This window comes from Microcystis sp. M179S2, assembly GCF_020245805.1.
Lineage (GTDB): Bacteria > Cyanobacteriota > Cyanobacteriia > Cyanobacteriales > Microcystaceae > Microcystis > Microcystis aeruginosa.
Window position 1 is genome coordinate 1 of sequence record NZ_JADBUE010000183.1, and the last position, 10,705, is coordinate 10,705.

The window sequence follows — 10,705 nt, forward strand, 5'->3', positions numbered from 1 at the left end:
ACGGGACAAAGGGTTAACCTCGATTGATGATTTTCCTTGATCTATCTGGGTTTCAGCGATTTTGGGCTTCTCGAAGTAAATCCCAAGCGGGGATTGGAGTTGAGGCTTTTCTCGATTTGTTTTTTGTCTAAGTCCCACTAGCCATCGTGATGCTGTTTTAGAAAGATTACAAAGCGATCAACTCCTTGACAAAACATCAAAAGGTTGGACAATTCCTAATTTATCTGCCATCCTTCTGGCCAGACAACTTGAGAGCTTTTCCCCTACCTTAGCGCGTAAAGCACCACGAGTGATTATCTATGAGGGAACAGGTAAAATTAAAACTCGACTGGAACAGACAGGAACTAAGGGATATGCTGTGGGTTTTGATGGTTTAGTTAATTTTGTCCACGATTTAGCCCCTCAAAATCGCGTCATCGAGGAGGTTCTTAGGGAAGAAGTGAAAATGTTTCCTCCACAAGCTTTGCGAGAACTGATCGCCAATGCTTTGATTCATCAGGACTTTCTCGCTACAGGCGCTTCGGTGATGATTGAAATGTATGATGATCGAGTAGAAATCTCTAACCCTGGTATTCCTTTTATCAAAGTAGAACGCTTTATAGACGAATATCGCTCCCGTAATGAGCAATTAGCTGACATAATGCGTCGTTTTGGCATTTGTGAAGAAAAGGGCAGTGGTATTGATAAAGTTATTTCCGCTGCCGAGAAATTTCAACTTCCCGCACCAGATTTTAGAGTAGGTGAGATCCGAACAACTTCTATCCTATTCGCTCATCAGGATTTTGGCAAAATGAGTCAATCTGACCGTATTCGCGCTTGTTATCAGCACTGTTGTCTCCTCTATGTCGATAATCAACGGATGTCTAACCAAACCTTACGAAATCGCTTTTGTTTAAATGAATCAAAAAACAATACTGTTTCTCAAGTGATTGGGGCAACTAAAGAAGCAGGACTGATTAAACTTGACGAATCTGAATCTAAATCAACTCGTTATGCTCGTTATCTCCCCTTTTGGGCCTAGACTAGCCTTGAGCGAAGTGGAAATGCTAAAAAGTGCTTCAACGCAAATCCATTTTAGGGATGTCAAATCGGCGAAACCCTTATACAGCGAGCAAAAAAGTGCTTCAACGCAAATCGACATTTTTCCAAGAGGAGATTTTATCATCGCGTCCACACGGGAGTGGGACTTGTGGACGACAACGGCGATACATTTCTTTAAACTGCACCCCCCAAACGTAAATAGGCTTCAATAAAGCTATCTAAATCCCCATTCATTACCCGGGTAACATCGGTGGTTTCCACATTACTGCGGAGATCCTTAACCAATTGATAGGGATGAAAAACATAGTTACGGATTTGATTGCCCCAAGCGGCCTCCACCATATCGCCGCGAATTTCGGCGATCGCTTGAGCCTGTTGTTCCCGAGCAATAATTAACAATTTCGCCTTTAATAAAGCTAGGGCTTTTTCTTTATTTTGTAATTGCGATCGCTCTTGGGTACAACGTACAGCGATACCTGTGGGAAGATGAACTACACGCACGGCAGTTTCCACTTTATTAACATTTTGTCCACCTTTTCCCCCAGATCTAGTGGTGGTAATTTCTAAATCTTTATCGGGAATTTCTACCCTCACCGCATCATCGCCCAAAATTGGCATCACTTCCACCCCGGCGAAACTGGTTTGACGTTTACCATTAGCATTAAAAGGGGAAATTCTGACTAACCGATGGGTGCCTTTTTCTCCTTTCAGATAACCGTAAGCATAAGTTCCGGCAATCTCAATTGTCACCGATTTAATTCCCGCTTCATCTCCTTCTGATATTTCCGCTAAAGTGACTTTATAACCCTGTTTCTCGGCCCAGCGAGAATACATTCTCAGGAGCATTTCTGTCCAATCTTGGGCATCGGTTCCCCCGGCCCCCGCATTAATCGTTAAAACCGCTCCTTTTGCGTCGTAGGGACCATTTAAAAGCTGTTGCAATTCCCAGCGATCGAGGTCATGCTGTAAATGAGTTAAGTTGTCTGTCGCTTCTTCTAGTAAAGTTCGATCGGATTCTAATTCTAATAACTCGATAATTGCCTTGGTATCTTCTAATTGCCCACACCAACCCTGATAGGTTTCTAAAGAAGATTTACATTCATTTAGTTCTTGCAGGGTTTTTTGAGCCGTATCGAGATTATCCCAAAAAGTAGGGACGGCCGCCACCTGTTCTAAGTCTTTAATTTTCGCCCTTAAAGTGGGTAAGTCAAAGATAGTCCTGGGTTTTACCCAGGCGCAATCCTACTATCTCGATACCTTTTTTTAGTTCCGATATTTCCATGTTTTCAGTTATCAGTTATCAGTTATCAGTTACTCTAGGAGTCGGTCGTCGGTCGTCAGGAGTTGAGATTTGGGGTTTTAGGGAGTTGGGGTTTTAGGGTTTTGGGGTCTTAGTTGAAATTCCCCCATTTTCCCATTTCCCCTATCCACTCTCTGTTCCCCGTTCCGCAGTTCCAGCGTTCGCTAAAATGGTACGATCGATCCGCGCAGGGGGGCAAGAGTTTGTAAAGCGTTTTCAGCCTTATCGCGACTACTAAACGCGCCTATTTGCCAGACGCGACGACCTTGGTGGGAAGTGGGGAAAGCGTCGGGATAGAGAGAACGAACCCTAGTGCGATCGCTCTCTGTTTTAGCTTCGATTACTACTTTAAAACCTTGGCGACTACTATTGCTCATATTACCACTACTGGGATTAGCGGCAGCCCGATTAAAAGTGATTACGTCTGATAAACTTCTGGGATTGCCTAGGTTGCGCGGTGGCGGAGGTGGTACAATTGCATTATTATTCTGAGAATTGGGAGGAGTCAGGGGGGGTAAATTAGGGGTAACTGGGGACGGTGGCGTTAAATTTGGCTCTGGTACTGGATTATTGACCACTGGCTGAGGATTGCTCTCTACTGCTGTTTCTGCAGCGGTAAAAGTATATTCTCGCACTTCGGGATTAGCAGCAGGATTAACAGGTGTTTCTGCTTTGACGGATTCTCTGGGGAGGGAATAACTATTACCCGCGAGTAATTCCGGGGGAGGATTGAAATTGGGACTATCGGCAGTTAGATAGATATGACTGAGATTTTGACCAGCTAGACTGCGTTTAGTAAAGCGCCAGCCATCGATGAGATAAATTTGCATTAGACCGGTCCCTAAACCTTTTGTCCGTCCAATAATTACCTCCGATTGCCTGGGATTGCGGGGGGTTCCCACGAGGACTAATTCCCCGTTGCGTTGTACGATACGCAGCAGGTATTCTAAACCGTAATCTTTGCCCTGAATGCGAAGGGAATAACCGTTACTGTCGGTGGCCCGTTCACAACTGCCCGTAAAATCGAAATCGAGCAGCAGAGGCTGAACAATGGTCGGTTCTGTGCCATTTACCGCCCAACATTGGCGTTTACCCGGGATTTGTTGCAAAATCAGTAAATCGTATTTACCGTTACCGTAGGGTCGGGCAATAGCGATAAAATCTTCTTGATTAACTTCTCTTTGTTCAAAGAGAGTTGCTTGACTCGGTGTAGTCAGGAGACAACCCCCCAGAAGTGAAAACAATAGGGTAAATTTTAAGGATGATTTTAGATTCATAAATAGGGAGCGTTGTTATAGAGATTGTACTTGCATTTATTTTATCGATCTAGACGTAAGCCAGAGAATTTTGTTTTCTTGGAAGATAGCTATGACTCGACCTAATCCACAGTAGGATAGAGATTGCTAAAAATTGACTCTTGAGTAGAGTGGCAACAAGATGGCGAAAGCGGCGATTATTGGATTGGGAAGATCGGGAATAGCAGCGGCAAGATGCTTAAAACGGGATGGTTGGCAGGTGACATTAAGCGATCGCTCTGATTCTCCCAGTTTACAAGCAACCAAAACCAATCTGGAAAGGGAAGGAATTATTGTCAATCTTGGTCAAAATCTCAGTCTAGAGGCTTCGGACTTGCCTAATCTTATCGTGGTTAGCCCCGGGGTGCCTTGGGATGCCCCGATTTTAATTACTGCCAGAGAAAAAGGCATCGATACGATCGGAGAATTAGAATTAGCTTGGCGTTATCTGCAATCTTCCCCTTGGTTGGGTATTACGGGAACTAACGGCAAAACCACCACCACCGCCCTCTGTGCCGCTATTTTTCAAAAAGCGGGGTTAAATGCCCCTTCCTGCGGTAATATCGGCTATGCTGCCTGTGAATTGCCTTTAAAAGCCGATAAATACGATTGGATTATTGCGGAGATTAGTAGTTATCAGATCGAGTCCAGTCGGGATTTATCGCCGAAAATCGGCATCTGGACAACTTTTACCCCCGATCACCTCAGTCGTCATCAAACCCTGGAAAATTATTATCAGATTAAAGCCTCTTTACTGCAAAAAAGCGATCGCCAAATCCTCAACGGTGATGATCCCTATCTGCGTCAAATCGGTGTTAGTCAATGGCAACAAGCTTATTGGACTTCTGTGCAGGGCAAAGCTGCGCTTTTGGGCGATCCTAGTCGTGGTGTTTATCTCCAAGATAACTGGATCGTGGCTTTTGGGGAGTTAATTGCCCCGGTTAATCTCCTGAAAATGGTGGGTAGTCACAATCAGCAGAATTTGCTTATGGCTGTGGCCGCCGCTAGATTGGCAGGAATCGAGAAAAAAGCCATTACCGAAGCGATCGCCACTTTCCCCGGGGTTGCCCATCGTCTAGAGTATGTTTGTACCTATAAAGGCCTAGACTTTATTAATGATAGTAAAGCAACTAACTACGATGCCGCCGCAGTGGGCTTAAAATCTGTCCCGAGTCCGGCGATTTTAATCGCGGGGGGAGAAGCGAAAGCAGGGGATGATCGGGCTTGGATCGCTGAAATTAAGGCAAAAGTCGCCACCGTGCTGCTGATTGGTGACGCTGCCGCCGATTTTGCCCTTCGTTTACAGTCGGCAGGTTATCAAGATTATGAATGTGTAGAAACGATGGACAGGGCAGTTCAACGCGCGGCTGAACTAGGACCGGCAAAAGAGGCTAAAGTGGTGTTATTATCGCCCGCTTGCGCTAGTTTTGACCAATACCCAAGTTTTGAACATCGCGGCGATCACTTCCGGCAGTTGTGTTTACAGTTGTAGGGAATGGGGAAGTGGGGAAGTGGGGAAGTGGGGAATTTCAACTAAAACCCCAACACCCTAAAACCCTAACACCCTAAAACCCCGTTGCCGACGACTAAGACGCAATTTTTGTTGCCAAAGATACTCTTTTTCGGCTAAGTTGGGTAAAATCAGGAGGAGTGAACCAAAAAATTAAGAGAAAAAACGTGCTGGGATCGTCCTTCCATCTTGATCATCTTTTTAACAAGCCCCTAATTGCCTGTCTTTTGTCCTGTGTGGGTGTCTTGCTGCCGATCCCAGTTTTAGCGACACCGGTGGCAGTGTTAAAAAGTCAAGAAAATGCCAATCAATGGACAGATATAACCGAACGTTTGCAAAATGTCGGGGTTAATTACTGCATTCTCCAGAGTAATCAGTGGCAAAGCGACGCGGATCTAAATAAAATTAAGGTTCTAATCATCCCCAACGTCGAGACTATTTCCGGTTTACAAGCTGATGTCTTGAGTCGTTGGCTTAATCGCGGTGGTAAAATTATTGTCACCGGTCCGGCGGGGAATCTTTCGGAACCTGCTGTGCGCGATCAATTGCGATCGCTATTTGGGGCTTACTGGGCTTATCCTCACTCCCAAGCTTACACCCTGCGGCCGACTAATTTGGGTGAACTGAAAAACCAAAAACCTCTAGCCAGCAGTCTCCTCGGTGGTGTGGTTATCCCCACGGGAGTTAATAGCCAAACCGTTGCCGTCTGGGGGGCGCGCAACAATCCCCCCGCCGTTGTCCTCAATAATAACTCGATCTTTCTCGGTTGGCGCTGGGGCAGCGATGCCGTCGCTAATCTCGCCCTCGATAGTGCTTGGCTAGAAACCGCCCTGCAACGCTACGGCATTAATCGCAGTTCTTCCAATAGCACAATTGCGCCCTATTGTCAAGGTCAATCAACAATAGTTAATAATATTAATAATACCCCAACAGCGATCTCCCGTAGCGAGCGCGTTGCGATCGCACCCCGTCGCCCTCTACCGCAGATTTCAGAAAATCCCCCCAGTGAAACGGCGAGATTAAGTCCGAGTACCGAGGCAATTCCCCCCAGAGCCAGCCTAACTCCTCAACAAATTAGCCAGATGACGGCGGAATTGCAGGGATTAATCGGGCGTTATGGGGTGACTCTCTTAGCTTTAGAAGCCAGCAACAGTAATATATCCAATACTGATAAATCCTTAGCACAAGCATTTCATAATCGCGGGAAAAATTCCCCCACCTCAGATACAGCCAGACGATTCCGTTTAGCCCTAGAAAATGCCCAAGGAACCTTAAATAATTTTCAGAATTTAATTGCTCAGGGTTCCTATACGCAAGCGCGGGAATTTTGGTTACAAGCGCGGCGAAATCTTTGGGATAATTATCCCACTAATCGACAATTTGCCCAACCAGAAATACGGGCAATGTGGTTAGATCGAGGCACGATCGTAGAAACTAAAAACGAGGAGGATTTAGCTAAAGTATTCGATCGCATGGCGGCAGCGGGTATTAATGTGGTCTTTTTCGAGACAGTTAATGCTAGTTATACTATTTATCCCAGTCAAGTTGCCCCCGAACAAAACCCTTTAACCAGAGGTTGGGATCCCCTAAAAGTTGCCGTTAAATTAGCCCATGAACGCAATATGGAAATCCACGCCTGGGTGTGGGTTTTTGCGGCGGCTAATCAAGCTCATAATAAAGTATTAGAGCAACCATTAGATTATCTAGGTCCGGTTTTATCCCGTAATCCCGATTGGGGGGCAACTAATAAAAGTGGTGGTTCTTTTGATTACAGTCAAGGCATGAAAAAGGCCTTTTTTGATCCTGCTAATCCCGAGGTACAGAACTATCTTTTATCTCTTTACGAGGAAATTGTCAAGAATTATGATGTGGATGGCTTGCAGTTAGATTATATTCGCTATCCCTTCCAGAGTCAAGATTCTAATCAAACCTATGGTTATGGTAAATCCGGCCGCTGGTTATTTAAACAAATGACGGGAGTTGATCCAATTACTTTAAATCCCCGGGGTGCTTTATGGGAACAATGGACTAGCTTTAAAATCCGTCAGGTTGATACTTTTGTCTCGCAGGTTTCTACTCGCTTAAAACAGATTCGCCCCCACTTAAAAATGTCGGCGGCGGTGTTTCCCCTAGAACAAAAAGAACGATTATATCGTATTCAACAAAACTGGGAAGAATGGGGTCAAAATCAATGGATAGACCTGATATTTTTAATGACTTATGCTCTCGATACAGGGACTTTAGAAGATAAAACCAAGTCTTTATTTGATCGCCAAATTGCAGGAAATGCTCTGATTATACCCGGTATCCGTCTGTTAAAAGTACCCGATCAAGTCACGATCGATCAACTACAATTTATTCGCAATCTTCCCACTTCGGGATTCGCTCTTTTTGCCACAGAAAATCTCAATCCCAACTTGCAAACAATTCTTAATCGCATTCAGGGATCGATAATTACGAAAAAAACCGAACCTTTACCCCACCGTCAACCCTTCAAAACGGCGGCGGCGAGGTTTAATTCCCTGCGTCAAGAGTGGAGTTTTTTAATAATAAATAATTTATGGGCAATGGAGGAGGGAACCTTAAAAGCTTGGGGGCAAGAAGTGGACGAAATGGCTAATCTATTAGAGCAATTAGCTAATAATCCCAGCCCTCGCAATTTGACTTTAACTCAAAATGCTTTAAAGCGATTTAGCTATAAATTTAAATCTGTGATGTCCAGACAAAAAGATTTATCTGCCTATCAAATACAGGTCTGGGAAAATCGCCTCGCCACCCTACAAAGTCTCTTAAGTTATGGTCAAATGGTTGAGTTTTAATTAAGGCAAAAGGTAGGAGGCAGGTTTTGGGGTTTTAGGGTTTTAGGGTTTTAGTTCAATTTCCCCACTTCCCCACCTCCCCACTTCATAATTCATCATTCCCACACCCCACACCCCACACCCCACACCCCACACCCCACACCCTCTTGTCAGAGGCCCGCCCGAATATGTAACAATTTATGGAAGAAAACCCCCAAGCAAATTTAACGAGAAAAACATGGCAGCTACAATTAAGAAAGGAGCTTTAGTCCGCGTGGTGACGGGAAACCTAGAAAATAGCCTCGAAGCCCTAGCCAGCGATCGCCGTTTACCCAGTTATATGTTCAACTCGACAGCAGAAGTCTTGGATATAAAAGATGATTATGCTTTGATTAAATTCTATGTTCCTACCCCCAGTGTGTGGCTAAAGCTCGAACAACTGGAACCCGCCTGATGAGGATATTGCCTCATCCATAAACCATGGTTGACTTCTACGATACACTCCTCCCCTGTCAATCGCCCCGAGTCTCGGTTATTGGTGCTGGTAACGTCGGACGCACCCTGGCCCAACGCATCGCCGAAAAAAACCTCGCCGATGTAGTTCTCCTCGATATCGTCAATGGTTTACCCCAGGGTATTGCCCTAGATTTGATGGAAGCTCAGGGCATAGAACTGCACGACAGCGAGATTATCGGCACTAATAACTACGAAGACACGGCAGGCTCGGATATTGTCGTGATTACGGCCGGATTAGCCAGAAAACCGGGCATGAGTCGCGATGATCTCATGAATGTCAATGCCAAAATCGTCGTTGAGGCCGCCACTAAATGCCTCAAGTATTCTCCGGAAGCCATTTTTATCGTCATCACCAATCCCCTGGATGTGATGACCTATCTAGTCTGGCAAGCAACCGGTTTACCGCCCCAAAGAGTGATGGGAATGGCGGGAGTCCTCGATTCTTCCCGTTTACAAACCTTTATCGCCATGGAATTGGGGGTTAGTACCGCCGACGTTCATGCCATGGTCTTGGGTGGTCACGGTGATTTAATGTTGCCCCTACCCCGTTACTGTACCGTCAGTGGTGTGCCGATTACCGAATTAATGGACGAGATAACAATTAATCGTCTAGTGGAGAGAACTCGCAACGGTGGGGCTGAAATCGTCAAATTACTGCAAACTGGCGGCGCTTATTACGCCCCTGCTTCCTCTGCCTGTACCATGGTCGAGACGATATTGAGAAATCAATCCCGTTTACTGCCGGCCGCAGCCTATCTTAAGGGTGAATACGGTTTACAGGATGTCTATCTGGGGGTTCCCTGTCGCCTAGGCTGTCGGGGAGTGGAAAGTATTCTGGAAGTGCGTTTGACCGATGCTGAACGTCTGGATCTACACACTTCTGCCGCCTCAGTTCGTCAAAATGTTCATTTAGCTCTTGACAGTCTCAAGGTTTTGATGTAGCTAATACAACTCATATTTTAAGAGGGTACAGGGCAAAGAACCGTTATACAAGGGAGTGCGACGGGAAGAACGCAGACCGATTTGTTTGGTCAGTTCTTTGTTTCCCGATAAAATATAGGCTGTCCAACCCTTAAACCTCTGTTTTAAGACATCACCGAAGGATTTGTATAAGGCCCCTAATTCTTCGGTATTGCCCAATCTTTTGCCGTAAGGGGGATTACAGAGAATAATCCCTCGATCGCTCGCCGGTTCTAAGTCGGTGATGCTTTGCAAGCTAAAATTAATATGCTCCTGCACTTGACAAAAATAGGCATTATCCTCGGCCTGATGCAAAACCTCGTAATCGGCATCACTAGCATAAATTGGCGCATTTAGCCGAGATTTTTGTTTTTCTTTAGCTTCCTTAACCAAAGATTGCCATAAATCCGGTTGATAGTCTGGCCACTTCTGAAATCCGAACTGGGAACGAGATAAACCGGGGGCAATATTTAAAGCTTTTAACGTCGCTTCGATGACAATGGTTCCCGAACCACAAAAAGGGTCTAAAAGCGCCATGTCGTCCTGCCATGCCGATAATTCTACCAAAGCAGCGGCGAGACTTTCTTTCAGAGGTGCGACTCCCATGGCCCGATGATACCCGCGACGATGCAAACTGTGCCCAGAACTATCTAAACTAAGCACACAGCGATTTTTCTCGATATGAGCGTTAATTTGCAGGTCGGGATTTTCTGTATCCACAAAAGAACGGGGATTCCCCTGTTGACGCTGTTGGTCGATAATAGCGTTTTTGATGCTTAAAGCGGTGTAATGGGTGTGATTGAGGCTATCGTTCGTTCCCGTACATTGTACCGCTAAAGTTTCCTCACTGCTGAGATAATCGCGCCAATCAATGGCTTGAATGCCATCATACAGTTCCTTCCCATCCCCACAGGGAATTTCGGCAATGGGAACCAAAACCCGAAAAATAATTCTTGACCAAAGATTGACTCGATAGAGTAGGGAGATATCCCCCTGAAAATGGACTCCGGTGAATACTGGTTTCACTTCTTTGGCCCCTAGGAATTCTAATTCCCTAGCGGCAATTTCTTCTAGTCCCCTCGCGGTAGTAGCAAAATAGGATCGAGTCATTTCAGTTATCAGTTATCAGTTATCAGTTATCAGTTATCAGTTATCAGTTATCAGTTATCAGTTATCAGTTTTCAGTTATCAGTTATCAGTTATCAGATGTGAGTTATCAGATGTGAGTTATCAGTTTTCACAGAAAGATTTGGCTCTTCGTTACTTGGTATGGTTCGATAGGGGG

General features: G+C 45.3%; 8 protein-coding genes. 5 read left to right on the forward strand and 3 right to left on the reverse strand.

Annotated elements, in window-relative coordinates:
- The first annotated feature begins 289 nt into the window (after positions 1-289).
- On the forward strand, positions 290-1,021 hold the full coding sequence (locus tag IM500_RS11365) for an ATP-binding protein (RefSeq protein WP_287738444.1): 732 nt from the start codon (positions 290-292) through the stop codon (positions 1,019-1,021).
- Positions 1,022-1,215: 194 nt separating this feature from the next.
- On the opposite strand, the gene prfB is transcribed toward IM500_RS11365, so the two are convergent.
- A protein-coding gene (gene prfB, locus IM500_RS11370; RefSeq protein WP_125731851.1) for a peptide chain release factor 2 occupies positions 1,216-2,323 on the reverse strand; the annotation gives its coding sequence in 2 pieces (ribosomal slippage) (positions 1,216-2,250 and positions 2,252-2,323; 1,107 coding nt in all).
- A gap of 182 nt (positions 2,324-2,505) precedes the next feature.
- The gene (locus IM500_RS11375) at positions 2,506-3,618 is read right to left on the reverse strand and encodes a DUF3747 domain-containing protein (RefSeq protein WP_190720780.1); all 1,113 of its coding nucleotides are present in this window, start codon (positions 3,616-3,618) and stop codon (positions 2,506-2,508) included.
- A gap of 160 nt (positions 3,619-3,778) precedes the next feature.
- Between IM500_RS11375 and murD the strand changes: the two genes are divergently transcribed.
- From murD to mdh, 4 genes are all read left to right on the forward strand, one after another.
- Entirely contained in the window at positions 3,779-5,128 is a 1,350-nt protein-coding gene (murD, locus tag IM500_RS11380) for a UDP-N-acetylmuramoyl-L-alanine--D-glutamate ligase (RefSeq protein ID WP_190720784.1), read from the forward strand.
- A 185-nt stretch (positions 5,129-5,313) separates the two neighbouring features.
- Positions 5,314-7,965 carry a glycoside hydrolase family 10-like protein gene (locus IM500_RS11385; protein WP_287738448.1) on the forward strand — a complete coding sequence of 884 codons (2,652 nt, stop codon included), beginning with the start codon at positions 5,314-5,316 and terminating at the stop codon, positions 7,963-7,965.
- A gap of 217 nt (positions 7,966-8,182) precedes the next feature.
- Positions 8,183-8,398: an NAD(P)H-quinone oxidoreductase subunit O gene (locus IM500_RS11390; protein WP_045361132.1), complete on the forward strand. Its 216-nt coding sequence runs from the start codon at positions 8,183-8,185 to the stop codon at positions 8,396-8,398.
- Between the two features lie 26 nt (positions 8,399-8,424).
- A complete protein-coding gene (mdh, locus tag IM500_RS11395) occupies positions 8,425-9,402 on the forward strand; it encodes a malate dehydrogenase (RefSeq protein ID WP_190720792.1) in 978 nt (325 codons plus the stop codon).
- Here the strand turns inward: mdh and IM500_RS11400 are convergent, their stop codons facing one another.
- Positions 9,403-10,530, reverse strand: coding sequence for a THUMP domain-containing class I SAM-dependent RNA methyltransferase (locus IM500_RS11400; RefSeq protein ID WP_287738449.1), 1,128 nt, complete (start codon positions 10,528-10,530; stop codon positions 9,403-9,405). It lies immediately after the preceding gene.
- Between the last annotated feature and the right edge of the window lie 175 nt (positions 10,531-10,705).